Annotated in this window: 20 protein-coding genes; 13 read left to right on the forward strand and 7 right to left on the reverse strand. The window is 66.4% G+C overall.

What is annotated here, in order from left to right; translation table 11 throughout:
- Positions 1-116: 116 nt before the first annotated feature.
- From JQ592_RS02095 to JQ592_RS02120, 6 genes are all read left to right on the forward strand, one after another.
- A complete protein-coding gene (locus tag JQ592_RS02095; RefSeq protein ID WP_211401250.1) occupies positions 117-1109 on the forward strand; it encodes a tripartite tricarboxylate transporter substrate binding protein in 993 nt (330 codons plus the stop codon).
- 242 nt (positions 1110-1351) lie between these two features.
- Positions 1352-1855 carry a tripartite tricarboxylate transporter TctB family protein gene (locus tag JQ592_RS02100; protein WP_211401251.1) on the forward strand — a complete coding sequence of 168 codons (504 nt, stop codon included), beginning with the start codon at positions 1352-1354 and terminating at the stop codon, positions 1853-1855.
- 4 nt (positions 1856-1859) lie between these two features.
- Positions 1860-3371, forward strand: coding sequence for a tripartite tricarboxylate transporter permease (locus JQ592_RS02105; protein ID WP_211401252.1), 1512 nt, complete (start codon positions 1860-1862; stop codon positions 3369-3371).
- A gap of 51 nt (positions 3372-3422) precedes the next feature.
- On the forward strand, positions 3423-4412 hold the full coding sequence (meaB, locus tag JQ592_RS02110) for a methylmalonyl Co-A mutase-associated GTPase MeaB (RefSeq protein ID WP_211401253.1): 990 nt from the start codon (positions 3423-3425) through the stop codon (positions 4410-4412).
- Positions 4409-5065: a pyroglutamyl-peptidase I gene (locus JQ592_RS02115; protein ID WP_211401254.1), complete on the forward strand. Its 657-nt coding sequence runs from the start codon at positions 4409-4411 to the stop codon at positions 5063-5065. The genes meaB and JQ592_RS02115 overlap by 4 nt, the downstream gene beginning before the upstream one ends.
- Positions 5066-5245: 180 nt before the next feature.
- Positions 5246-6616, forward strand: a complete 1371-nt coding sequence (locus tag JQ592_RS02120) for a TIGR03808 family TAT-translocated repetitive protein (RefSeq protein WP_211401255.1) — start codon at positions 5246-5248, stop codon at positions 6614-6616.
- Here the strand turns inward: JQ592_RS02120 and JQ592_RS02125 are convergent.
- The 4 genes from JQ592_RS02125 to JQ592_RS02140 all read right to left on the reverse strand — a co-directional run bounded on the left by JQ592_RS02125 (position 6613) and on the right by JQ592_RS02140 (position 10879).
- Positions 6613-7434, reverse strand: a complete 822-nt coding sequence (locus JQ592_RS02125; RefSeq protein ID WP_211401256.1) for a TIGR03809 family protein — start codon at positions 7432-7434, stop codon at positions 6613-6615. The two genes, JQ592_RS02120 and JQ592_RS02125, sit on opposite strands and share 4 nt — an antisense overlap.
- Before the next feature lie 485 nt (positions 7435-7919).
- Positions 7920-9602, reverse strand: coding sequence for a S8 family serine peptidase (locus JQ592_RS02130; RefSeq protein ID WP_211401257.1), 1683 nt, complete (start codon positions 9600-9602; stop codon positions 7920-7922).
- Positions 9603-9617: 15 nt separating this feature from the next.
- A complete protein-coding gene (locus JQ592_RS02135) occupies positions 9618-10313 on the reverse strand; it encodes a hypothetical protein (RefSeq protein ID WP_211401258.1) in 696 nt (231 codons plus the stop codon).
- Positions 10310-10879, reverse strand: coding sequence for a sigma-70 family RNA polymerase sigma factor (locus JQ592_RS02140; protein WP_211401259.1), 570 nt, complete (start codon positions 10877-10879; stop codon positions 10310-10312). The genes JQ592_RS02135 and JQ592_RS02140 overlap by 4 nt, the downstream gene beginning before the upstream one ends.
- Before the next feature lie 439 nt (positions 10880-11318).
- Here JQ592_RS02140 and JQ592_RS02145 point away from each other — a divergent pair, with 439 nt between their 5' ends.
- The gene (locus tag JQ592_RS02145) at positions 11319-12476 is read left to right on the forward strand and encodes a GGDEF domain-containing protein (RefSeq protein ID WP_211401260.1); all 1158 of its coding nucleotides are present in this window, start codon (positions 11319-11321) and stop codon (positions 12474-12476) included.
- 63 nt (positions 12477-12539) lie between these two features.
- Complete coding sequence (locus tag JQ592_RS02150; protein ID WP_211401261.1) at positions 12540-13637, forward strand: DUF2336 domain-containing protein; 1098 nt, start codon at positions 12540-12542, stop codon at positions 13635-13637.
- Here the strand turns inward: JQ592_RS02150 and JQ592_RS02155 are convergent.
- The gene (locus JQ592_RS02155) at positions 13634-14272 is read right to left on the reverse strand and encodes an NrsF family protein (protein ID WP_211401262.1); all 639 of its coding nucleotides are present in this window, start codon (positions 14270-14272) and stop codon (positions 13634-13636) included. The genes JQ592_RS02150 and JQ592_RS02155 overlap by 4 nt on opposite strands.
- Positions 14273-14274: 2 nt before the next feature.
- A complete protein-coding gene (locus JQ592_RS02160; RefSeq protein WP_183240945.1) occupies positions 14275-14820 on the reverse strand; it encodes a sigma-70 family RNA polymerase sigma factor in 546 nt (181 codons plus the stop codon).
- A 291-nt stretch (positions 14821-15111) separates the two neighbouring features.
- Between JQ592_RS02160 and JQ592_RS02165 the strand changes: the two genes are divergently transcribed.
- From JQ592_RS02165 to JQ592_RS02185, 5 genes are all read left to right on the forward strand, one after another.
- Positions 15112-15804, forward strand: a complete 693-nt coding sequence (locus JQ592_RS02165; RefSeq protein WP_211401263.1) for a hypothetical protein — start codon at positions 15112-15114, stop codon at positions 15802-15804.
- Positions 15805-15977: 173 nt separating this feature from the next.
- On the forward strand, positions 15978-16757 hold the full coding sequence (locus tag JQ592_RS02170) for an enoyl-CoA hydratase (RefSeq protein ID WP_211401264.1): 780 nt from the start codon (positions 15978-15980) through the stop codon (positions 16755-16757).
- Positions 16758-17112: 355 nt separating this feature from the next.
- Positions 17113-18543, forward strand: coding sequence for a TolC family outer membrane protein (locus JQ592_RS02175; protein ID WP_211401265.1), 1431 nt, complete (start codon positions 17113-17115; stop codon positions 18541-18543).
- A gap of 25 nt (positions 18544-18568) precedes the next feature.
- Positions 18569-19126 carry a hypothetical protein gene (locus tag JQ592_RS02180; RefSeq protein WP_211401266.1) on the forward strand — a complete coding sequence of 186 codons (558 nt, stop codon included), beginning with the start codon at positions 18569-18571 and terminating at the stop codon, positions 19124-19126.
- Positions 19127-19177: 51 nt separating this feature from the next.
- Positions 19178-20140, forward strand: coding sequence for an amidohydrolase family protein (locus JQ592_RS02185; RefSeq protein ID WP_211401267.1), 963 nt, complete (start codon positions 19178-19180; stop codon positions 20138-20140).
- 15 nt (positions 20141-20155) lie between these two features.
- On the opposite strand, the gene JQ592_RS02190 is transcribed toward JQ592_RS02185, so the two are convergent.
- On the reverse strand, positions 20156-23272 hold the full coding sequence (locus JQ592_RS02190; RefSeq protein WP_211401268.1) for an efflux RND transporter permease subunit: 3117 nt from the start codon (positions 23270-23272) through the stop codon (positions 20156-20158).
- Positions 23273-23303 lie beyond the last annotated feature (31 nt).

A 23303-nucleotide genomic window follows, 5' to 3' on the forward strand; every position in this document is an offset into this window, starting at 1 on the left:
CTTCGCGTTGCTCACAGCGCGGTGGTAGCGCTACCTTGCAGCCCCGCTGCAAAGCCGACTAGAATGCCGCCATTGACAAGAGCGCCCGGTGTTACGGGCGCCGCTGGGAGGCATTCATGTCCAAGATCTCGCGCCGCACGTTTGCGGCCTCGACCGCTGCCGTTGCAGCATCCGGCGCGTTCGGCTTCAAGCCGGCACTTGCCCAAGCCTATCCTGCGCGTCCGGTCACCGTGATCGTGCCCTGGGGCGCCGGCGGCGGCACCGATGCGACAGCTCGCATCGTTGCGGCTCTGCTGGAAAAGGATCTGGGCCAGCCCTTCAACGTGGTCAACCGCACCGGCGGCTCCGGCGTGGTCGGCCACAGTGCGATCGCGACCGCGCAGCCCGACGGCTACACCATCGGCATGCTCACGGTCGAGATTTCGATGATGCATTGGCAGGGCCTCACCGAGCTGACGCCGAAGAGCTACACGCCGCTGGCGCTGATGAACGAGGACCCGCCCGGCATCCAGGTCTCCTCCTCCTCGCCCTACAAGACGGTGAAGGAGCTCGCCGAGGCGATCAAGGCGGCCCCTCCCGGCAAGTTCAAGGCCTCCGGCACCGGCCAGGGCGGCATCTGGCACCTGGCGCTGGTCGGCTGGATGCAGGCCATGGGCCTGCCGGCCAATCAGGTCGCCTGGGTGCCCTCGAACGGCGCGGCACCGGCGATGCAGGATCTTGCCGCCGGCGGCCTCGATCTCACCACCTGCTCGGTGCCGGAGGCGCGCGCCATCATCGAGGCCGGCAAGGCCAGGAGCCTCGCCATCATGGCACCCGCGCGCAACCCGATCTTCAAGGATGTGCCGACGCTGAAGGAGGCGATGGGCATCGACTACGCGACCGGCGCCTGGCGCGGCATCGGCGCGCCGAAGAACCTGCCGCCGGAGATCGCAACCAAGCTCACCGCGGCGCTGAAGAAGGTCTACGACTCCGCCGAGTTCAAGGACTTCATGAGCAATCGCGGCTTCGGCACAGTGTGGGGCGATGCCGGCCAGTTCGCCAGCTTCATGGACAAGGGCGATGCCCAGATGGGCGAAGCGATGAAGGCGGCGGGGCTGAGCAAGGCGTGATCCGCCGCTGCGACGCTCTGATCGCCTCTCCCCGCTTGCGGGGAGAGGCCGGAATTCGCGCGAAGCGCGGATTCCGGGTGAAGGGGGCTCTCCACGAGTCCATCTCTCACCTCCCCCGCGGAGACTCCCCCTCACCAGAGCCGATGCTACGCATCGGCGTTCTTCAACAACGGCGGCCGAAGGCCGCCTCTGCCTCTCCCCGCAAGCGGGGCGAGGGAGAAGGACACTCATAGGACCCTCCCATGCGTCTTCCCGACTCCGTCACGGGATCGTTTCTCGTCGTGCTCGGCGCGGCTGCCGCCTATGGTGGCTACATCCTGCCGCCGGTGCCGGGGCAGCCGGTCGGCCCCAACGTGTTTCCGCTCGTGATCGGCACGGGCCTTGCGCTGTGCGGGCTCGCCATCGTGTTCGGCATCGGCCATTCCTTCGAGGAGGAGGAAGAGCTCGTCCCGTTCGAGGACGGCCAGGCCGCTGCCCCGCCGCCGCAAGGAAAACTCCAAGGCAAGCTCTACGGCCTGCGCGCCTTGCTGCCGCCGGCGCTGCTGCTGTTCTACGTCTTTGCCGCCGACCGGCTCGGCTTCATCATCACGGCCGCGATCATGGTCTACGTCACCTCGACCGCGCTCGGCGCCAAGTGGAAGCTGGCGCTGCCGCTCGCCGCGCTGTCGCCCTTCGCCATCCACCTCATCTTCGGCAAGCTCTTGCGCGTGCCGCTGCCCGCCGGCCTGTTGCCGACGCCCTGGTAATCCCATGCTGAAAACCCTGCTCGACGCCTTCGCGCTGATCTCCACCTGGGAGGTCATCATCGCGATGTTCGCAGCCTCCGTGTACGGCCTCGTCATCGGCTCGCTGCCGGGCCTGTCGGCGACGATGGCGACCGCCCTGCTCGTTCCCGTCACCTTCTACCTGTCGCCGATCGCGGCGATCGCGACCATCGTGGCGGCATCCTCGATGGCGATCTTTTCCGGCGACATTCCCGGCGCGCTGCTGCGCATCCCCGGCACGCCCGCCTCCGCCGCCTATGCGGACGAAGCCTATGCCATGACGCGCAAGGGCCAGGCCGAGCTCGCGCTCGGTGCCGGCGTGTGGTTCTCCGCGGTCGGCGGCATCGCCGGCGTGCTGTCGCTGATGATCCTGGCGCCGCCGCTCGCCGAGATCGCGCTGTCGTTCTCGACCTTCGAATATTTCTGGCTGGCGCTGCTCGGCCTGATGTGCGCCACGCTGGTGGCGCGCTCCTCGCCGGTGAAGGCGATCGCCGGCATGTTCATCGGCTTGCTGGTCTCCTGCATCGGCATCGAGAATCCCGGCGGCATCCCGCGCTTCACCTTCGGCATCACCGATTTGTTCGGCGGCATCGAGCCGATCCCGGCCCTGGTCGGCGTGTTCGCGGTGGCCCAGGTGATGCGCGCGATGCTGACGCCCGAGCCGCCGCCGCTGCCGCGCCGAAAATTCGGAAGCATCATGGCGGGCCAGTGGAAGCTGACCAAGCTCTATCACTGGCAAATGACGCGCGGGAACATCGTCGGCATCATCATCGGCGTGCTGCCCGGCGCCGGCGCCGACATGGCCGCGTGGGTCTCCTACGCGATGTCCAAGCGCTTCTCCAAGGAGAAGGAAAAGTTTGGCACCGGCCATGTCGAGGGCCTGGTCGAAGCCGGCGCCAGCAACAATGCCAGCATCGCCTCCGGCTGGGTGCCCTCGCTGCTGTTCGGCATCCCCGGCGACACCATCGCCGCGATCGCGATCGGCGTGCTCTACATGAAGGGCCTCAATCCCGGCCCGACGCTGTTCACCGAGAAGGCGTCGAGCATGTACGCGATCTATCTGATGTTCATCATCGCCAACATCCTGATGATCCCGCTCGGCATCGCCATGATCCGGGTCGCCGCCTATATCCTGCTGGCGCCGCGCTCGACCGTGATGCCGATCATCATGCTGTGCTGCGCGGTCGGCTCGTTCGCGATCGGCAACAACATGTTCGGCGTCGTCACCGTCGCCGCCTTCGGCGTGATCGGCTATGTCATGGAGGCGAACGGCTATCCCGTGGCCGCGATGGTGCTCGGCATCGTCATGGGCACCATGGTCGAGCAGGCCTTCGTCACCTCGCTGATCAAGTCCGACGGCAGCATTTTGCCGTTCTTCGAGCGCCCGGTCGCCGCCATCCTCGCCGCCATGGCGATCGGCGCGCTGCTCTGGCCGGTGATGGTGTGGGTGTGGCGGAAGGTGAAGCCGGCGCAGACGGTCGCGGCAACGACCCGGTGATATCGGGCGGGCGGGCCTCGCCTGTCTCCCCTCGGCGTTGTAAAGCAGGGCATGACTGAGAAGAAGGCCTCGCTCGACATCAAGACCCTCGCCCGCGACCTGCGCGCCGGCAGTCGCGCGGCGCTCGCCCGGGCCATCACGCTGGTGGAGAGCCGTCGCACCGACCATCAGGCGCTGGCGCGGGAGCTGGTGCAGAAGCTTCTGCCCGACACCGGCAAGGCGTTTCGCGTCGGCATTACCGGTTCGCCCGGCGTCGGTAAATCCACCACCATCGATGCGCTCGGGACCTATCTGATCGAACAGGGCCACAAGGTCGCGGTGCTCGCGGTCGATCCGTCCTCGGCGCGCAGCGGCGGCTCGATCCTCGGCGACAAGACGCGGATGGCGCAGCTCGCGGCCTCCGACGATGCCTTCATCCGCCCCTCGCCGTCCTCGGGCACGCTCGGCGGCGTCGCCGCCAAGACGCGCGAGGCGATGCTGCTGTGCGAGGCCGCGGGCTTCGGCGTCGTGCTGGTCGAGACCGTCGGCATCGGCCAGTCCGAGACCGCCGTCTGCGACATGACCGACTTCTTCCTCGCTCTCATGCTGCCGGGCGGCGGCGACGAGCTGCAAGGCATCAAGAAGGGCCTGGTCGAGCTCGCCGACATGATCGCGATCAACAAGGCCGACGGCGATAATCTCAAGCGCGCCAAGATCACCGCCGCCGACTATCGCGGCGCGCTGCATATCTTGGCGCCGCGATCCGAGCATTGGCATCCGCCGGTCGAGACCTATTCGGCACTGACCGGCGACGGCATCGCAAAGATCTGGCAGAAGGTTCTGGATCACCGCAAGGCGATGAATGCCTCCGGCGATTTCGCCGCACGGCGGCGCGAGCAGCAGGTGAAGTGGATGTGGTCGATGCTGGAGCAGCGCATGCTGGCGCGGCTGCGCAGCGAGGCCTCGGTGCGGACCAAGGTCCGCAAGATCGAGGCTGAAGTCGCCGAGGGCCATCTCACGCCGGCGCTCGCCGCCGAGCAGATCCTGGAGTTGCTGCAATGAGCGACAAGCTCCGCATTCTCCTCACCGGCTTCGGGCCCTTCCCCGGTGCGCCCCATAATCCGACCCAGCCGCTGGTGGCGCGGCTGACACAGCTGCGCCGACCGGCTCTCGACGATGTCGAGCTGTCGAGCCATATCTTTCCGGTGACCTATGCCGCGGTCGACCGGCAATTGCCTGACGTGCTCGCCGCGCAAAGGCCCGACGCGCTCCTGATGTTCGGCCTCGCTGCACGCACGCCTTATCTGCGCATCGAGACCCGCGCGCGCAACGCGGTCACGATGCTCTGGCCCGATGCCGCCAACACCCGCTCCAGCAAGCGCGGCATCGCCGGTCATGCGGACGCGATGATGTTCGGCCCGCACACCGCAAGGCTGCTGCGCGCCGCGCGCCTCACCGGCATCGACGCGCGCTCCTCGCGCGATGCCGGCGCCTATCTCTGCAACTACCTGAGCTGGCGTGCGATCGAGAATGTCAGGGCGGGCGGGCCACAGCTCGCCGCGTTCATCCATATTCCCCTGCTCGCACGCAGCGGCGCGGTGCGGCGTAAAGGGGCGCCACGCATCACGCTGGACGAGCTGGTGGATGCGGGGGAAGCCATGCTGATGGAGATGGTGCAATTGGCAAGGAAGGCGCGGAACACGCCGGCTTCGTAGGGTGGATTAGCGAAGCGTAATCCACCTCTTATGCTTCAACGGCGTTCCGTGCTCGCGGTGACATGATGGGTTAGCCTCGCTTGCGTAAACATTTAACCCTACCGCGAACAATCCTCACGGCCTCGGCCGCGCTGCGCTACCTAATCGGCGCGGACCCCCGCGTCCGCCGGAGGACGCATCATGGACCTCAATCGCCGTCATCTCATCGGGGCTTCGACTGCAGGCATTGCCGGTGCGCTGGCGATGCCGGCCGACGCCGCGCGCGCGGCGCCGCTGACCTCGCTGCTCGGCCGCGATGCCACGCAGTATGGCGTGCGGCCCGGCAGCAGCGAGGACCAGACCCGTCCGCTGCAGCGCGCGATCGACGAGGCGGCGCGGACGCAAATGCCGCTCGCCCTGCCGCCCGGCATCTACCGCAGCGGGTTGCTGCGGCTGCCGAACGGCGCGCAACTGATCGGCGTACGCGGCGCGACGAAATTCATCTTCACCGGCGGCGCCTCGGCGATCCAGTGTGACGGCGCCGATACGATCGGCCTCACCGGCATCACCTTCGACGGCAGCGGCATTCCGCTGCCGACACGGCGCGGACTGATCCATGTCCTCGGCGGGCGCGATGTGCGCATCACCGATTGCGAGATCACGAACTCCGGCGGCAGCGGCATCTGGCTCGAACAGGTCGCCGGTGACATCTCGGGCAACATCTTCACTGACATCGCGGTGACCGCCGTCGTCTCGTTCGACGCCAGGGGCCTCAGCGTTTCCCGCAACACGATTCTCGGCACCAATGACAACGGCATCGAGATCCTGCGCACCGCAATCGGCGACGACGGCACGCTGGTCGCCGACAACCGTATCGAGAACATCAAGGCCGGCCCCGGCGGCTCCGGACAGTACGGCAATGCCATCAACGCTTTCCGCGCCGGCAACGTGATCGTGCGCGGCAACCGCATCAAGAACTGCGACTACTCCGCGGTGCGCGGCAATTCGGCCTCCAACATCCACATATCAGGCAACAGCGTCAGCGACGTGCGCGAGGTCGCGCTCTATTCCGAGTTCGCGTTCGAGGCCGCCGTGATCGCCAACAACACCGTGGACGGCGCCGCGGTGGGCGTCTCCGTCTGCAATTTCAATGAGGGCGGCCGCATCGCGGTGGTCCAGGGCAACATCATCCGCAATCTGATCCCGAAGCGCCCGATCGGCACCGCGCCGGACGACGATGCCGGCGTCGGCATCTACATCGAGGCGGATACCTCGGTGACCGGCAACGTGATCGAGAATGCGCCCTCCTACGGCATCGTCGCCGGCTGGGGCAAATATCTGCGCGACGTCGCGATCACGGGCAATGTGATCCGCAAGGCGCTGGCCGGCGTCGGCGTCTCCGTTGTGACCGGCGCCGGCACCGCGCTCGTCAACAACAACATGATCTCCGAGACCCCGCGCGGCGCCGTGGTCGGCCTCGACCACGCCCGCGCGGTGACAGCGGATCTGTCGGCCGACGGCGCTCAGCGCTTTGCGCAGGTGGTGATCGGCGGGAACGCGGTGCGGCGCTAAAACGCGTTTCGCAGCAGCGGGTATTTTGCCTCGATGCCGTCGAGGCTGAGGGTGAATTCGACGACGCGCTCGGGGGCGGCGACGATTTCGTCCGCGGGGGGCGAGAATTGCTGCAGCAGCGTTGCCATTGCAGCAGGCGTGGCGACCGGTGGCTTCACAGCGGGCGCTGTAGGTGGCGCCATTGCGGCAGGCGCAGCGACCGGTGGCCACACAACAGGCGCGGTGCGCGGGGCCATTGCAGCGGGCGCGACGACCGGCGGCCTAACAACGGGTGCGATTGACGGCGCCCTCGCAGCGGGAGCCCTGAGCGTCGGCATCTCGGCGGGCGCAGTGAACGACGCCATCGCAGCGGGTGCGGCCAGCGGCGCGAGCGGGGCTTCGGTCACTTCGGCGAGAATGTCCGGCTTGGGATCGAGCCTGACCGGCACGGCAGTCTCGGCGGCGATTTGGACGGCCTTTGGCTGCAAGGTCTTGGGCTGCAAGGTCTTGGGCTGCACGGTCTGCACCTGCTGCTCGCGCGGAAACACGCGGGGCATGGTCGCCGGCGACCAGCCGAATGCGGAGGTGACGCTCGCAGCCGCTGCCGCGACGTCCCCGCCGGTGGCGATGGCGCGCCAGGTCTGGACGGCGCGTTTGGCTTCCTGGATGTTTTCGAGAAAGGCGATCTCGGAGTGATAGCGACGCCAGCGTCCGGTCTCGAACATTTCGGACAGATGCTCCAGCCGCTGTTCGGCGAGAGCGCACCAGCGTGCCGCGACCTCGCGGCTGCAACCCTCCGCGCGGAAAGGCGCGCGACCAGACTCTTGGCGATGTGTCATGAACCAGCCCGTTGGGAGAAAACACGGACGCGGGGGACGCAACGCACACGAATCAATTTAGACGCGACATGAATATTTTGTGGAAAAGTTTTGACTTGTCCAGCAACGACACGCCGTCCGTCATGAAAGACCGTAGTCGCGCGGAGATTTGCTGTGATTTCGAGTCAAGCTTCGCACAAGCATGACGGACGTGCGCCGCACTCGATGGACGCTGGCGCTCGGCGCCGCCGCGTATTGCTCAACCGGAAGCTGATCTCGAATATCGCTTCGAGGAATCGGATGCCCAAAAAGAAAAGACCCGTCCGGGGGGACAACCGGACGGGTCGAGCCATATGGGCGCTTGGGGTGGATGGGCGCTCGCGCCTGATATGACTGATGGGGAGGGATGACCGCTCCCACATAATTTGGTCGTGCTAGCCGGCTGAACGTTCAATGCGGGGTTTGAATTTTTAACCTTCGGCGTACGCGCAATCTTGTCGCGGCCACTATCGCGTCGCCGGCCTATCCGCCTGAGAAATCGCGGCTTTATCGCCTGCGCCCGACAGCGAGGGTTGTTCGATCGCGCGGATGCCTGGCTCGTCGCGACGCTTGTCGGCATCTTCACGTTTTGTTGTACCGGACGCTGCCGCGACCGGCGTCGCATTGTCAGCGGGCACAGCCATCACCGCGGCAAACGCGTCGGCCTCGCCGTCGCCGAACAGATCATCGCGGCCGGGCGAGCCGAGATCGCGCGCGGTCTTCGCCAGCGTCATGCGCAGCGCTTCCGGCTTGAGCGTGTAGTTCCGCTCGAGCAGCAGCGCCGCGACGCCGGAAACATAGGCGGCCGAGAACGAGGTTCCCGACGTCATCTGGTATTTGCCGTCGGGCGCCGGCAGGAAGATGTCGACGCCGGGTGCGGCCAGCGCGATGTAGTTGCCGCGATTGGACGCCGAGAACAGCTTGTCCTGCTGGTCGGTGGCGCTGACCGCGATCACGTTGGGATTGGCGGCGGGATAGAGCGGCGGCGACTTCGCGCCGGCATTGCCGGCAGCCGCGATCAGCACGAGGCCGCGCGCGGCGGTCGCCGCAATGGCGCGCTCGATCACGGCGTCCTTGGGACCGGCAAAGCTCATATTGACGATCTGCGCGCCGTGCTCGGCAGCGTAGTTCAGCGAGCGCAGGATGATGTAGGACGAGCTCTCGGCGCCGCCCGTGGTGCCGCCGAACGCGCGGATGGCGATGATGCGCGCCTCAGGCGCGCTGCCCATCAGCCTGGCATGCGCCACGATGGCGCCGGCGATGCCGGTGCCGTGAACATGCGGGCCCTCGGCACTGCCGAGCGCGTCGAAACTGTCGGCGATGGAATTGGCAAGCTCGGGGTGTTTGGCGTCGATGCCGGAGTCGATCACCGCAACCGTGACATTGGCGCCGTGCGCCAGCGTGTGCGCCTGCGGCAGGCGAAGCTTTGCCAGCGCGTATTGCGCCGGGTCGCCCTCGACCGGCACGGCGGATTTCTGGTCCTGGAGCGCGTAGCGGAAGTTCGGCTGGACCGAGCGCACGCTGCCGTCGGCGGCGAATTCACGCCGCACTGTCTCGGTGGGCCGGCCGTCGGTGATGCGGAACAGGCCGAAGGTCGCCCCGATCAGCGGAAAATTCTCGGATGCGATACGCGCGAGGCCATGGCGGCGTGCGAGCTCGTCGGCTTCCGTCACCGACAGGGTGCCGTCGATCTCGGCGACGAATTCGCCTGCGAACGTGCGCTGGTTCACCGCAACCGGCGTGTTGTTGCCGCGCCCCTTGCCGGCGCTCTTCTTGCCTGATTTGCCAGTGCCCTCGCCGCCCGCATTGGGCTGCGCCAGGCACTCGCCGTCGGCATCGCGATAGGGCGCCGCGCAGCTCGGGTAGAGGTTGGGCGAGTAGCGCGCATAGGGCAGCACCGGCAACCCGATCCGCGAAGGGATCCGGGCGGTCGTCGTAATCGGACCCGGGCCGCGGTTGATGCTGACCGCCCGCGCGGCGATGCTGGGAGAGATCGTGGGCGTGCGCGAGGGGACGCTGATGGTGGGCGTGCGCATGATCGCCTGCGCCTGCGCAACCTCGACGCCGAGGCAGGCGGCGAGCAGCAGCGCGGCGCCGACCGACGAGGCGTAGGCCGCGGCTCGCAACTTACTCTCGGACTTGCGCGTCATCGGTTCAGAGGCGCCCTACGGCGCCGCAACGGCGAGGTTGACGAACTTCTCGCGCTGCATCCTGGCGAGCAGCGCGGCGAGCTCCTCCTGGCTCATCGCCTTGTCGAACTGGAGGCGGAACATGCCGCCCTTGGCATCGCCGATGATCGACGCTTGGTAGCTGTCGAGCAATGCGGTGATGTCGGCAACCCGCGCCTCGGGCGTGAAGCGCACCAGGGCACGAGCCGGTGCTGCGGATGCACCGAGTTCGCGCGTGATCGGCGCGCCGGTCGAGAGCGAGGCGGTCTGGAAGGTCGCGGTCTGGGTCTTCATCAGCACCGCGCCGATGATGCCGGCCTGCAGCAGCAGCGCGATGGCGCCGAGGCTCGCCGACCAGGCCAGCGTCCGTGGCGACAGGCCCGCGAAGAAGGTCGCGATGCGCGACGACAGCGGCGCCGAACCGACGGCACGCGCCGGCTCGGTATCGATCGCGGCGAACAGCTTCTGCATCGCGCGCGCCGACGGGGCGCCCAGGCTCTCGTTCAGATGGATGGTCTCTTCGTACTCGCCGCGGATCGCGGCATACTGCTTGGCGAGCTCCGGGTCGCGCGCCAGCGCGTCCTCGACGCGGCGGGCATCGCGCGCGTTCAGCGTGCCGGCGGCGTGCCAGGGCAGCAGCAGTTCAATTTCACTGGGCTCTTGCTCCAGCATCTTCTTGCTCAAAGCCATCATGGCCAGCCTCGCTCAACGCCGGCTGCCTTCAGCAGTTCGGCCAGTTTCTTGCGCGCATAGAACAAGCGCGTCTTCACAGTGTTCTCCGGGATCCCGACGATTTGGGCCACTTCTTCCACGGACTTCTCGTGGTAGTAGACGAGATCGACGATTTCCCGATGTTCCGGCGAGAGGCCCGTCAGACACTCCCGCAACGCTGCACTGGTATCCTTCTTCTGCACCACCGTTTCCGGATCATCGGACTGGTCCTCGATCGCGTTCGCGGCGTCTTCGTCCAGTTCAAAATCCTTCCTGCGCCGGAGCGCCGAGAGGGCCTTGAATCGGGTGATTGCCAGCAGCCAGGTGGAAACGGCGGATCGGCCCTCGAACTTGCCGGCTTGACGCCAGACGTCGAGAAAAACCTCGCTGATGAGGTCTTCCGCCGCCTGCTCGTCCCGCACGAGCCTCAGCCCGAACCTGTAGACCCTGACATGGTGCCGCCCGTACAGCACCTGCATGGCGAGCCGGTCGCCCTGAGCGATCCTGGCGATCAGGACCTCGTCCGAAGCCGCCTGTGTCACGCTCAAAGCTCGTCTCGCAAGGTTGGTCGGGTCGATGCGGCGGAGGGTTCGACCGGAGGTGCAAAATTGTTCAACCTACCGCAGTCGTAGGGGGACCCGTGTGATCTGCCCCACATACATGCGCTTTTCCTGCCCCGCCCGTGGCGGGCGCCCGCCTCAGTCCAGATCGGTAACATAATACTGAAACACTTTCCTGCGGATCGCCTGCCCGGCACGGGCGGGCCGATCACATCCGGTTCCATAGCAGTCCTGCACGACGTATGTCTCACGAACCCCCGTTTTGGCTCGACCGCACCGCAAACGATGCCTAATCGCCGGCAAATTCCCCCTTCCGGCCAATGGCATCCTGTTCTGCGCTGCACGCTTCGGATTCGATTTCAAAGGATACCAAACCTAAAGGCTTGCCACGTAGATTTTTGGGCTGACATCCACCATTGGCGGGACCATGAACACGGCCGCGACGTCGCTTCCCGAGAGGAATGCCGCTGAGGTCGCGGATCTCGTCCTCATGCCAGCGGCGGCGGCGCCGGAGGTCCGGGCGCGCCGGGCCTGGCAGCGCCGCCAGATGTATATCGGCCAGGTGGCGAGCTACTCGCTCGGCGCCTCCGTCCTGCTGCTCTACGCCTATGATGGCGTGATCTCGATCGACATCGCCTCGCTGTTCTGGGTCGGCGGCCTCCTGATCATCGGCACCTTCACCGTGCTTTCGGAAGCCGGCGTCGGCGACAAATTCACCGACCATTATCTCACCGTCTTCCAGATCTCGGCGCATATGGCGCTGCAATTCGCGTTCCTGCTGTCGGCCCCGACCATCGGCATCGCCTTCATCAGCGTGCTGTTCCTGATCTTCGCCTTCGGCACGCTGCGCATGACCTCGACCCAGGCGATGGTGACCTGGGCGCTTGCGACCGCCGGCCTTGCCGCCGTGTTCCTCGCCTCCGACCTGCCGATCGGCATGCCCGTCGCGACCAGGCTGCAGCGGGCCGCCTCGATGCTGTGCTTCGTGCTGGTGATCGGCCAGTGCGCCTTCCTCGGCCTGTTCGGCGCCACGCTGCGCAAGATCCTGTACCAGCGCAGCATCGAGCTGAAGGCCGCCTATCGGCGCATCGAGGAACTGGCCGAGCTCGACGAGCTGACCGGCTCCTACAACCGTCGCTGCATCATGCGGCTGCTCGACGCCGAGATCGAAAATTCGCGGCGGACATCGAGGCCTTGCGCGATCGCGCTGATCGACCTCGACTGGTTCAAGCGCATCAACGACGCCCACGGCCATCCCGTCGGCGACGAGGTGCTGCGCACCTTCGCGATCACGATGTTCGCCAACATCCACCCGGCCGACAGCTTCGGCCGCTACGGCGGCGAGGAATTCCTGCTGCTGCTGCCGGACACCGAAGGCGACGCCGCCTCGCGCATGCTCGAGCGCCTGCGCCGCGTCGTCGCCGACCTCGACTGGAGCGCATTCTCTCCGGGCATGCACGTGACGATTTCAGCGGGCGTCGTGACGCTTCGCGACAATGATACTGCCGACACGTTTCTCGCGCGCGCCGACAGCGCGCTTTATTCAGCCAAGGCGCAAGGGCGCAACCGCATCGTAACGAACTGACCAATCCATTTTCTTCCGGTACGCCAGAGGCGCCGCCGGGCCGAAACGCTCCAGGACAGGGCAATGAGATCCAAACCCGAAAAATCATCCGAGAATTTGCTTGAAGAATTGCAGGCCGCACTCTCGCACGGCACCGTTGCGCGCCGGGTCGAGACACTGCGCCGCGTCACCGATCTCTTCGTGGGCAACGCGGTGGACTATTCCGACGACCACATCCGTGTGTTCGACGACGTGTTCGAGTGCCTGATCGAGCAGATCGAGACGTCGGCCAGGGCCCTTCTTGCCGACCGCCTCGCACCGATCGCGGCCGCGCCGCCGAAGATCATCCGCACGCTGGCACTCGACGAGGTCATCGAGGTCGCAGGACCCGTGCTGACGAAATCGGAACGGCTGGACGAGGCCACCCTGATCGAGATCGCACGGACGCGCGGCCAGGCCCATCTGAAGGCGATCTCGCTGCGGCGGGTTCTGTCGGAAGCCCTGACCGACGTGCTGGTGACACGCGGCAACGAGGACGTCGTGCAATCGACCGTCAGCAATCCGGGCGCGCGGCTCTCCGAGGAAAGTCTCACCGACCTCGTCACGCGCGCCGAACGCGACGACGGCCTCGCCACCTGCATCGGCCTGCGGCCCAGCCTGCCGCGCCATCACTACCTGAAGCTGGTTGCGAAGGCGTCCCTGAGCGTACGCAGGAAGCTGGAGGCCGCGCATCCCGAGCTCGCGGACGAGGTGTCGAGCGTGGTGCAGGAGGCGGCCCAGCGGGTCCGCGCCGCCGCCATGACCAGGCAGACCGAGATGGCGCGCGCACTGGTGAAGTCGCTGCACGAGGACGGTCGCCTCAACGAATTCCAGGTCTCCACCTTCGCCGAACAGGGCAAGTTCGACGAGACCAATGCGGGGCTCGCCGCGCTCGCGGGCGTTGCGGTCGAGACCGCCGAGACCATGATGATCGAAAGCCGCAGCGAGGGCGTGATGATCCTCGCCAAGGTCGCGGGCATGCAATGGTCGAGCGTGCGCGCGATCATCGCCATGCGCGAAAAACTGTCAGGCGGCGCGACAGCCGACATGCTGGCGCTGCGCGACACCTACGAGGCCCTGCGCAGCTCCACCGCGCAGCAGGTGCTGCGCTTCCACCGCATGCAGAACGCGACGCCGGCCTAGTATCTTAGAACCCTCGATCCGACCGCCGCGCCGATCACGGTCACCACCGCGGTCGCGATCGTGTACCAGGTCGCGACGAACAGCGGTGAATCATCGGTGCAGTGCGAGGCGTAGAGCGTCGCGGCAAGTCCGGCAGACACCAGGCCGGCGAGTGCACCGGCGAGCGCGGGCCGCGACGGCGCGCCGTGGCGCAGGCCGAACAGCGCGCCCGCGAGCAGCGGCAGCGACATCGCGGGGATCGCCATCAGGCAAGTCCTGGAGTTCTTGCCCATCAAGCGCATCGTCATCGGCATGGCCGGGGCCATCATCGCCTCGCTGCCGATCGCAACTGCAAGCAGGCCGACGGGAAGCAGCAGCAGCCAGCCCCAGCCGCGCAGCAGGGCTTCCGGCCGCGACAGATGCAGGCTGACGATGATCGCGGGGATCGCGAGCGACAGCGTCACCGCGAACTTCATGTCGAAGAACGGATTGCGCATCGCGCTCATCACGTCGGCGCGCAGGCCGAGGAACGTCGCGAAGATCAGGATCGACAGTGGCGCGGCCACCAGCAGCGCCATGGTCAGCACGGCGCCGACGCGGGGCTCGCGATGGGCGTTGTCGGCCGCGAGCGAGCGAAGGAGTTGATCGGTATCCATGACTAGTGGTCCCGCAGTTTGGCAGTCAGTGCGGCAAGTCCGCGATGCAGCGCGACCCGCACCGCACCTTCGCTCATCGAGAACTTTGCCGCCGTGTCCTTGATCGAGGCGGCCTCGACCGCGATCGACTGCAGCACGTCGCGCTGGCGCTGCGGCAGCGTGCCGAGCTGCGCCGCAACCTCGCCCGCGGAAGCCGTCTCCTGCGGCGCTTCGCCCGGCAGCGTCTCGGCGAAATCGTCGATGTTGACGAAGACGCGCCTGCCGCGCCGCCTCAGCGCATCGATCAGCTTGTTGCGGGCGATCGCGAACAGCCAGGGCGCGAAGGGCGCTTCGCTGTCCCAGGTGTGCCGCTTCAGGTGCACCGCCAACAAAATCTCCTGCACGATATCCTCGGCTTGGTCGGGAGGCTGCCCGGCCCGCGCCAGGCCGCGCCTCGCGGCAGCGCGCAGCACCGGCGTGACTGCCTTCAACAGGCGATGATACGCCGCATCATCGCCGGCCATGGCCGACCGCATCAGGCCGGTCCATTCGTCCTCACGTCCGCGCACGCGCGCCCCTCACCATGCAATTCGGCCGCTCTTTCAATTTGTTACGCCGGTCGAGCACGATCACGAATTCGTGATCAATGCCGGGTGCCGGTGCTCCGATGCGGCCGGGAAAACTCGCGACGGCTCATAACACCGATCGTTCCCGTCCGCACCCAGCGGCCGGCCGCGACGGGGCGGCTTGCCCCGCTTTTGCCCGGTGTGGCCCGAAGATTCCCATTTTCTGCCCCGCTATCGTCACGTCGCGGCGTCTCTGTTCGGTCCGGGGATGGGTGAATTGGGGAGATCGTCAACATGATGAAAGCCAGCGGGCGCGCTGCCCTGATTCTTCTTGCCGGGCTTTTCCTGCTGTTCGGAGGCGCTGCACAGGCGGCGCCAGCCTCGGCTGCGAGCAGCAAATCGGACAGCGCAGGCACACAGGCCGATGCGGTCAAGCCGGGCAAGCACCGGCACCAGTCTTCTCGCCGCACCAGCAGCAAGACGGCGCAGAAGTCCTCGGACGACAAGGCCGACAGCAAGGACACCGCGGCAAAGGCCGACGAGGCCAAGGCTGGCGACAACAAGGCTGGCGACAAGACTGCCGATAGCGCCCTGCCCGCCTCGAGCCAGATGCCGCCGGAGGTCGCCAACGCCAATGCGCAGCTTGCCGCCACCGATACGCCGCCCGCGGCTGCCGCCTCCGCCATGACCGGCCGCGCCAACGACAACGTCCAGGCGGCGGCCGATAATACCGCGGCCCCGAATGCCGAGGGCCAGATCGTCGCACCCGACCAGCCCAACGATCTCGACCGCGCCGCGCAACAGGACAACCCGCCGGCCCAGAAGGCGGTGGTTGCCGCAACGGAGGCGCAGCCGCGTCCCGCGCCGGTGATGGCCAGCAGCCAGCAGAGCTCGGCCTGGGACCAGAGCTCCCTGATCGGCAAGATCTTCATCGGGGTCGGCACGCTGCTGACGCTGGCGTCCGCCGCCCGCATGTTCATGGCCTGATTTCTTGGCCTAATTTCTTGGCCTAATTTCTTGGCCTGATTTGAAGAAATCCCGTCCGGAACGCGCGACGTGCCGCGTGTTCCGGGCCGCCTTGTTCCGAAGCCTTCCTGGGCTCTTGAAGCCCACCGCGCCAGCGGGCACATTGCCCGCCCAATCAAACGCGTGGGTGGAGCATGAGCACGTTCGAACACATCATCGTCGAAAGTAAAGGCGCGGTCGGCATCATCAAGCTGAACCGGCCGAAGATGCTCAACGCACTCTCCTTCGGCGTCTTCCGCGAGATCGCCGCGGCGGTCGACGATCTCGAGGCCGATGACGCCATCGGCTGCATCGTCGTGACCGGCAGCGAGAAGGCCTTTGCCGCCGGCGCCGACATCAAGGAGATGCAGCCGAAGGGCTTCATCGACATGTTCTCCGAAGACTTCGCCGCGATCGGCGGCGACCGCATCGCGCGCTGCCGCAAGCCGACCATCGCCGCGGTCGCGGGCTACGCGCTCGGCGGCGGCTGCGAGCTCGCCATGATGTGCGACGTCATCATCGCCGCCGACACCGCCAAGTTCGGCCAGCCCGAGATCACGCTCGGCACCATTCCCGGCATCGGCGGCACCCAGCGCCTGACGCGTGCCATCGGCAAGTCCAAGGCAATGGACCTCTGCCTCACCGGGCGGATGATGGATGCAGCCGAAGCCGAGCGCTCGGGTCTCGTCAGCCGCATCGTGCCCGCCGACAAGCTGATGGACGAAGTCATGGCCGCCGCCGAGAAGATCGCCGCGATGTCGCGCCCGGCCGCCGCGATGGCCAAGGAGGCGGTGAACCGCGCCTTCGAGACGACGCTCGCCGAGGGCATGAGCGTCGAGCGCAACCTGTTCCACTCGACCTTCGCGCTGGAAGACCGCTCCGAAGGCATGGCGGCGTTCATCGAGAAGCGCAAGCCGGTGAACAAGAACCGGTAAGGCCGTTGTAAGCTTTCGATGTCGTCCCGGACAAGCGCGCCTCAAGCGCGCGCAGATCCGGGACCCATAGCCCCAGGGCTTCGTTTGACGAAGACTGGCAACGACTATCTCGCACCACAACTTCTCCCTGGGGGTATGGGTCCCGGCCCCCCGCGCGCAATTGCGCGCTAGGCCGGGACGACACCAAGTGTGTGGCACCGTCCTCGCAAGCCCGCAAATGCTGTGACGCACCTGCAACAAGCACGGAATACATGGGAGTTTTCCCCGCGGCAGTTTGCCTGCGCGACCCCGGCTGGTTAAACAGTTAAGAGGCCACCGTCGGCGGGGGCGGACAGCCGGGGTTTAGCGGGATTACATGATTGGGCGTGCCGCCAGAGCTGGTCGCGTAATGACGCGGCGTCGATCGGGCGTGGGTCCTGTACTTGCGACATGGACCACGCTGGCGCTCTCGTGCGCCCTGCCCTCGGCCGCATCTGCCGAGGCCCTGCCGGAGGCATTGGCAAAAGCCTACCAGACCAATCCGCAGCTCAACGCCGAGCGCGCGCGCCAGCGTGCGACCGACGAGAACGTGCCGCAGGCGCTGGCCGGCTACCGGCCGCAACTCGTGGCGAGCCTCAGCGCCGGCCTGCAATCGGTGCGCAACCTTTTGCCCAACAACACCATCCAGACCGCCGATCTGAAGCCGTGGATCATCGGCGTCACCGTGACGCAGACCCTGTTCAACGGCTTCCGTACCGCCAACAACGTGCGGGCCGCCGAACTCCAGGTGCAGTCGGGCCGCGAAGCGCTGCGCAATGCCGGCCAGGGCGTGCTGCTCGACGCGGTCACCGCCTATACCAACGTGCTGGCCAACCAGTCGCTGGTCGAGGCGCAGCGCTCCAACGTCGCCTTCCTGCGTGAGACCCTCGCCGTCACCCAGCGCCGCCTCAATGCCGGCGACGTCACGCCGACCGACAGCGCGCAAGCAGAGGCGCGGCTCAACCGCGGTCTCTCCGATCTCAACGCCGCCGAGGTCGCGCTTGCGGTGAGCCAAGCGACTTATGCGCAAGTGATCGGCAACGCGCCGTCGCAGCTCAAGCCCGCCGAAGTGGTCGACCGCTATCTGCCGAAGAGCCGCGAGGATGCGCTCTCGATGGCGATCCGTCAGCACCCGGCGGTGATGGCGGCAGGCTTCGACGTCGACGTCGCCTCCACCAACATCCGCGTCGCCGAGGGCGCGCTGCTGCCGAGCGCCAGCGTCCAGGGCAGCGCCAGCAAGAGCCGCAACAACGACCCGACGCTCGGAACCTTCGCCGAGGACCAAGCCTCGATCGTCGCCAACGTCACTGTGCCGATCTATGACGGTGGCCAGGCCGCCGCACAGACCCGGCAGGCCAAGGAGGTCACGGCACAGAGCCGGCTGGTGCTCGACCAGGTGCGGAACCAGGCGCGCACAGCAGCGGTCAGCGCCTGGGTCGCCAATGAAGGCGCCAAGATCGCGGTGTCGGCCTCGGAGTCCGAAGTGAAGGCGGCCACCGTCGCGCTCCAGGGCGTGCAGCGTGAGGCCGCCGGCGGACAGCGCACGACGGTGGACGTTTTGAACTCGCAAGCCGATCTGATCCAGGCCAAGGCCCGCCTGATCGGCGCGCTGCGCGACCGCGTCATCGCCTCATACACCCTGCTCAGCGCCGTCGGCCATCTCGACGTCAAGACCTTGAACCTGAACACGCCGGACTATCTGCCCGAAGTGCACTACCAGCAGGTCCGCGACGCCTGGCACGGCCTGCGCACGCCGTCGGGGCAGTAGCCTCAAATCTCTTGGGTCGGTGCCGATGAAAAGCCGCCGCATCCATCTGATGGGAGCTTCGGGCTCCGGGGTGACGACGCTCGGTCGCGCGCTCGCCGGTGAGCTTGCGCTGCCGCATCACGACAGCGACGATTATTTCTGGCTGCCGACCGTGCCGCCTTATCAAACGACGCGCCCCGCCGCCGAGCGGCTGCGCCTGATGCACGAGATGTTTCTGCCGCGTCTCGACTGGGTGCTGAGCGGAACCGTCACCGGCTGGGGCAACGAGCTCGTCCCGTTCTTCGATCTCGTCGTCTTTGTGACGACGCCGCGCGAGCTTCGCTTGCAGCGCCTGCGTGGTCGCGAGGCTGCGCATTTCGGAGCTGATGCCGTCGCACAGGGCGGCTGGCGTCATGAGGAGATGGAGTCGTTCGTCGAATGGGCCTCACGCTACGAAGCCGGCGATCGCGATGGCCGCAGTCTCGCAAAAGATGAGGCTTGGCTCTCGGGGCTGCCCTGCCCGGTCGTGCGCGTCGACGGCTCACGTCCGCTTGCGGACCTTGTCGAGCAGCTATGCAACGAAGCGCAGCTTCTGTCCGGCTGATGTGATAGTGTCCCCGCACACTTTCAAATAGAAAAACCAGGGAGAGAAACCGTGCTCAACCGACGCAGCGTCCTGCTTTTCTCCCTTGCCGCCGGAGTAGCCATGACCAACAGAGCCCACGCCCGCGCGGCGCAGCCTGCGACGCCGGTCAATTTCGATGTCCCCGCGCATGCCTGCGACTGCCACACTCATATCCACGGCGATGTCGAGAAGTTTCCGTTCTTCGCTGGGCGCGTCTACACGCCCGAGCCGGCAAGCCCCGAAGAAATGGCCGCGCTGCACAAGGCGCTGCATATGGAACGCGTGGTCATCGTCACCCCCAGCGTCTACGGCACCGACAATTCGTCGACCTTGTTCGGCATGAAGGCACGCGGCGCCAATGCGCGCGGTGTCGCCGTGATCGACGACAAGACGCCGGAAAGCGCGCTCGACACGATGCATCAGGACGGTTTCCGCGGCATGCGTCTCAATCTCGCAACCGGCGGCGTCAACGACCCCAACGTCGGCAGATCTCGCTTCACCGCGGCCGTCGAGCGCATGAAGGCGCGCGGCTGGCACGTGCAGCTCTACACCACGCTGGCCATGATCTCGGCGATCAAGGACCTCGTCGAGACGGCGCCGGCGCCGGTCGTGTTCGACCATTTCGGCGGCTTGGAGGCTTCGCTCGGCCTGGAGCAGCCGGGCTTCTCCGATCTCGTCGCGCTGGTGAAGTCCGGCAAGGCCTATGTGAAGATCTCCGGCGCCTATCGCTCGTCGAAGCTCGCGCCGGATTATCAGGACATGGTGCCGTTCGCGCAGGCCCTGATCGCGGCGAATCTGGATCGCATTGTCTGGGGTACCGACTGGCCGCATCCGGATTCGAGCCGTGTCGAGGGACGCAAAGCCACCGACATTGCTCCGCTCTACCAGATCGACGACGGGCGCCTGCTCAACCAGCTTCCGGTGTGGGCGCCGGATGCGGACGTGCGCAAGAAGATCCTGGTCGACAATCCGGCGCGGCTCTACGGATTTTGACGTCGGCGCCGGGCGTTAGCGCGCGCGGCGGGAGAAGAAGGAGATCAGCACCGGCAGGGTCACCAGGATCACCACCGGCGCCAGCATCATGCCGGTGACGACGACGACCGCGAGCGGCTTCTGCACCTGGGAGCCGATGCCTTCGGACAGCGCCGCCGGCAGCAGGCCGACTCCCGCGACCACGCAGGTCATCAGCACGGGGCGCAGCTGAAGCTCGCCGGTGCGGATCACCGCGCTCATGCGGTCCATGCCCTCTTCGATCAGCTGGTTGAACTGCGACAGGATGATGATGCCGTCCATCACGGCGATACCGAACAGCGCGATGAAGCCGATCGCCGCGGACACGCTGAACGCGGTCCCGGAGATCAGCAGCCCCAGCACGCCGCCGAAGATCGCCATCGGGATCACGCTCATCGCCAGCAGCGTGTCGGTCATCGAGCCGAAATTGAACCAGAGCAGGACGCCGATCAGCGCCAGCGAGATCGGCACCACGATCGACAGCCGCCGGATCGCGTCCTGGAGATTGCCGAACTCGCCGACCCATTCCATGTGCGAGCCCGGCGGCAACTGCACCTGGGCGGCGATCTTCTGCTGCGCCTCGCGGATCGCGCTGCCGAGGTCGCGCTCGCGCACCGAGAACTTGATCGGCAAATAGCGTTCCTGCTGCTCGCGATAGATGTAGGCTGCGCCCGACACGAGGCTGATGGTGGCGACTTCGCTGAGCGGAATCTGCGTGACGGTACCGTTCGGCCCGGGCGCGCCGATGCGCAGATTCTGGATCGCCTCGGCACTCCTGCGGAATTCCGGGGCAAGGCGAACGATGATCGGGAAGTGGCGATCGCTTCCCGGCTCGTACAGATCGCCCGCGGTGTCACCGCCGATCGCGACCTTGATGGTGGCGTTGATGTCGCCGGGCGCGAGCCCGTAGCGCGCGGCCTTGGCGCGGTCGATATCGATCTGGACGGTCGGCTGGCCGAGCGAGGTGAACACCGCAAGGTCGGTGACGCCCTGCACGGTGGCCAGCACCGACTTGATCTTGTTGGCGGTGTCGGTGAGCGCCTGCAGATCGCTGCCGAACAGCTTGATCGAGTTCTCGCCCTTCACGCCGGAGACGGCTTCGGAGACGTTGTCCTGCAGATATTGCGAGAAGTTGAACTCGACGCCGGGGAAGCGGTCGTCGAGTTGCTTGAGCAGTTCCGCGGTCAGCTCTTCCTTGTCGCGCGTGCCGGGCCATTGGCTGGCGGGCTTGAGCGGCGCGAAGAACTCGGCGTTAAAGAAGCCGGCGGCATCTGTGCCGTCGTCGGGACGGCCGTGCTGCGACACCACGGATTCCACCTCGGGCCGGGCCCGGATCACCTTGCGCATCTCGTTGACGTAGCTGTTGCCTTCCTGAAGCGAAATGGTCGGCGGCAGCGTGGCGCGGATCCAGAGGTTGCCCTCTTCCAGCTTCGGCAGGAATTCGAGGCCGAGCAGCCGGCCCAGCGCCACCGTCATCACCACGAGGCCGATCGCGCCACCGAGCACGATGTTGCGGTTGGCCACGGCCCAGTTCAGCACCGGCATGTAGAGCCGGTGCAGGATCAGCATCACCTTGGTCTCGGTCTCCTCGACATGCGCCGGCAGGATGATGGCGGACAGCGCGGGCGTCACTGTGAAGGTGGCAAGGAGACCGCCGGCCAGCGCATAGGCATAGGTGCGCGCCATTGGCCCGAAGATGTTGCCCTCGACGCCGGAGAGCGTGAACAGCGGCAGGAAGGCCGCGATGATGATCGCGGCGGCGAAGAAGATCGAGCGCGAGACGTCGGCGGCCGCGCTGAGGATGGCGTGGCTCTTCATGCCGAACAGCGTCTCGTTCGACATATGCTCGGTTTCCGACATCGGCGTCGTCTGCGTCAGGCGGCGGAAGATCGCCTCCACCATGATGACGGTGGCATCGACGATCAGGCCGAAATCGATCGCGCCGACCGACAGCAGGTTGGCGGATTCCCCGCGCAGCACCAGGATGATGACGGCGAAGAACAGCGCGAATGGAATGGTGGCGCCGACGATCAGCGCGCTGCGGAGGTCACCGAGGAAGATCCATTGCAGGAGCACGATCAGCAGGATGCCGACCACCATGTTGTGCAGCACGGTGTGAGTGGTGAGCTCGATCAGGTCGCCGCGGTCGTAGATGCGCTCGATGCGCACGCCGGGCGGCAGGATTCTGGAATTGTTGATGGTCTGAACCAGCTGATGGACGCGCTTGATGGTCGGCGAGCTCTGCTCGCCGCGGCGCATCAGGACGATGCCCTGCACGATGTCGTCGGAATCATCGAGGCCGGCAATGCCGAGACGGGGCCGTTGCCCGACGGTGACGGTGGCGACGTCCTTGACCAGCACCGGGTTGCCGTTGGTCTGCGAGACCATGGTGTTGGCGAGATCGTCGATCGAGCGGATCAGGCCGACGCCGCGCACCACAGCGGATTGCTGGCCGATATTGACGGTGTTGCCGCCGACATTGACGTTGGAATTGCCGACCGCCTGGAGCAGCTGCGGCAGCGTCAGGCCGTTGGCGACCAGCTTGTTGAAGTCGACCTGGAGCTCGTAGGTCTTGCTCTTGCCGCCCCATCCGGTGACGTCGATCACGCCGGGCACGGCGCGGAAGCGACGCTGCAGAATCCAGTCCTGGATGGTCTTGAGATCGAGCACGCTGTAGTTCGGCGGGCCGACCAGGCGATAGCGGAAGATTTCGCCGATCGGGCTGAGCGGTGAGATCTGCGGCTGAACGTTGCCCGGCAGCGGCGCAAGCTGCGCCAGGCGGTTCAAGACCTGCTGCAACGCCTCGTCATAGGTGTAGGCAAAGGAGAACTGGATTTTGACGTCGGAGAGACCATAGAGCGAGATGGTGCGGATGGTCGTGATATTCTTCAGGCCCGCGACCTGGGTCTCGATCGGAATCGTGATGTAACGCTCGATTTCCTCGGCCGACAGGCCCGGGCTCTGCGTCACGATATCGACCATCGGCGGGGTCGGGTCGGGATAGGCCTCGATGTTGAGCTGGTTGAACGCGATCAGGCCGCCGATCAGCACGGCCACGAACATGCCGACCATCAGGAAGCGCCGGTTGACGGCAAGGGCGACGAGGCGATCCATTCAGGTCTTCAGCTTGTCTTCAGTTTTTTTG

Origin of the sequence: Bradyrhizobium iriomotense (genome assembly GCF_018129405.1) — a bacterium.
Classification (GTDB): domain Bacteria; phylum Pseudomonadota; class Alphaproteobacteria; order Rhizobiales; family Xanthobacteraceae; genus Bradyrhizobium; species Bradyrhizobium iriomotense_B.

What these genes read in the sequence shown, in the direction of transcription:
- JQ592_RS02100 (WP_211401251.1), top strand. Translation starts at nt 1,352, where the DNA reads ATGCGTCTTCCCGACTCCGTCACGGGATCGTTTCTCGTCGTGCTCGGC.
- JQ592_RS02135 (WP_211401258.1), bottom strand. Translation starts at nt 10,313, where the DNA reads ATGATGGCTTTGAGCAAGAAGATGCTGGAGCAAGAGCCCAGTGAAATT.
- JQ592_RS02095 (WP_211401250.1), top strand. Translation starts at nt 117, where the DNA reads ATGTCCAAGATCTCGCGCCGCACGTTTGCGGCCTCGACCGCTGCCGTT.
- JQ592_RS02190 (WP_211401268.1), bottom strand. Translation starts at nt 23,272, where the DNA reads ATGGATCGCCTCGTCGCCCTTGCCGTCAACCGGCGCTTCCTGATGGTC.
- JQ592_RS02175 (WP_211401265.1), top strand. Translation starts at nt 17,113, where the DNA reads ATGATTGGGCGTGCCGCCAGAGCTGGTCGCGTAATGACGCGGCGTCGA.
- JQ592_RS02155 (WP_211401262.1), bottom strand. Translation starts at nt 14,272, where the DNA reads ATGGATACCGATCAACTCCTTCGCTCGCTCGCGGCCGACAACGCCCAT.
- JQ592_RS02180 (WP_211401266.1), top strand. Translation starts at nt 18,569, where the DNA reads ATGAAAAGCCGCCGCATCCATCTGATGGGAGCTTCGGGCTCCGGGGTG.
- JQ592_RS02145 (WP_211401260.1), top strand. Translation starts at nt 11,319, where the DNA reads ATGAACACGGCCGCGACGTCGCTTCCCGAGAGGAATGCCGCTGAGGTC.
- JQ592_RS02150 (WP_211401261.1), top strand. Translation starts at nt 12,540, where the DNA reads ATGAGATCCAAACCCGAAAAATCATCCGAGAATTTGCTTGAAGAATTG.
- JQ592_RS02105 (WP_211401252.1), top strand. Translation starts at nt 1,860, where the DNA reads ATGCTGAAAACCCTGCTCGACGCCTTCGCGCTGATCTCCACCTGGGAG.
- JQ592_RS02170 (WP_211401264.1), top strand. Translation starts at nt 15,978, where the DNA reads ATGAGCACGTTCGAACACATCATCGTCGAAAGTAAAGGCGCGGTCGGC.
- JQ592_RS02165 (WP_211401263.1), top strand. Translation starts at nt 15,112, where the DNA reads ATGATGAAAGCCAGCGGGCGCGCTGCCCTGATTCTTCTTGCCGGGCTT.
- JQ592_RS02130 (WP_211401257.1), bottom strand. Translation starts at nt 9,602, where the DNA reads ATGACGCGCAAGTCCGAGAGTAAGTTGCGAGCCGCGGCCTACGCCTCG.
- JQ592_RS02115 (WP_211401254.1), top strand. Translation starts at nt 4,409, where the DNA reads ATGAGCGACAAGCTCCGCATTCTCCTCACCGGCTTCGGGCCCTTCCCC.
- JQ592_RS02120 (WP_211401255.1), top strand. Translation starts at nt 5,246, where the DNA reads ATGGACCTCAATCGCCGTCATCTCATCGGGGCTTCGACTGCAGGCATT.
- JQ592_RS02125 (WP_211401256.1), bottom strand. Translation starts at nt 7,434, where the DNA reads ATGACACATCGCCAAGAGTCTGGTCGCGCGCCTTTCCGCGCGGAGGGT.
- meaB (WP_211401253.1), top strand. Translation starts at nt 3,423, where the DNA reads ATGACTGAGAAGAAGGCCTCGCTCGACATCAAGACCCTCGCCCGCGAC.